The organism is Streptomyces sp. WM6386, assembly GCF_000972385.1.
GTDB lineage: Bacteria > Actinomycetota > Actinomycetes > Streptomycetales > Streptomycetaceae > Streptomyces.
Genome location: NZ_JXTE01000238.1, coordinates 1 through 943 on the forward strand (window position 1 = coordinate 1; position 943 = coordinate 943).

The 943-nt window shown below is 67.2% G+C and carries 2 protein-coding genes; one reads left to right on the forward strand and one right to left on the reverse strand.

Annotated elements, in window-relative coordinates:
• Nucleotides 1–11: 11 nt before the first annotated feature.
• Nucleotides 12–428: a DUF5958 family protein gene (locus tag TN53_RS40975; RefSeq protein WP_046263968.1), complete on the reverse strand. Its 417-nt coding sequence runs from the start codon at nt 426–428 to the stop codon at nt 12–14.
• Nucleotides 429–725: 297 nt separating this feature from the next.
• Here TN53_RS40975 and TN53_RS40980 point away from each other — a divergent pair.
• The coding region (locus TN53_RS40980) for a hypothetical protein (RefSeq protein ID WP_046263969.1) at nt 726–943 on the forward strand (218 nt) is incomplete at its 3' end.

Consider the following 943-nt stretch of genomic DNA (forward strand, 5'->3'; position numbering starts at 1 on the left):
GGCGAGTTCGGTTATCTCCGGGCAGGCTTCGGTGAGTGGCAGTACGTCTCGCTGCGGCGAGCGTCGGCAATGGCGAACACGGAAACGAGAACACGGCATGCCTTGACGTGTTCGGCGGTGGGGAGACCCGCGAACCCGTAGCGGGGCGGGTCCATGCAGATCATCACCGCGGGGTTGGCCGTGGGCTTCACCCCGGACCGAACCACCCCCGCACGGCCGTCCGCAGGGGTAATCTGCGCCTGCATCGCATAGTCGGCGACTTCCTGCAGTACCTCCTGCTGGCGTGTCGGGCCGAGGCCGGAAAACCAGCCCACACCAGAGTCCAACGTTCGCAGCCCTTGGGCGATCTCGTTGACAACCCGCTCATTTTCGCGCCGGAAGGTGCGGCCGTCGTCGCTGCTCGTTCGGTCACCGCTTGATGGTTCCACAATGCCGATTCCGGGCGAAGCCCAGTATCCGCACCCGCAAGCCACGGGCGGGAACCAGGAACCGTCCGTTCCCGCGAGCCACTGGCAGTGCCGCAGGACTCACACTCCGCGGCCCGCAACCCCGTCGGACTGTCGATGATTGTCGATGTAACGACAAGACTGGCCCCTGCCGAATAGGCTCGGACAATCTGTCACCGACAAGCCCCTGGGGGTCTCGTGACACAACGTCCGCTCGCCCGATCGTTCAGAGGGTTACGCCGCATCGCGGTCCTCACCGTACTCGCCCTGACCGTCCCAGTGACGGCCACCACCGCCGAGGCACACGGCGGCGTGGAAGCCGCCCCGGGCAATCCCGTCATCGCCTGGAACATCCACGCCCAGTCCGCCATCCACGACACCGCCAAGCAGTCGCCCACCACCAGCACCCGCAGCTTCGCCATCGTGCAGGGCGCCGTGTACGACGCGGTCAACGCCGTCGCCGGCCGTCCGTACGAGCCCCTGGTCAGCGCGCCCCG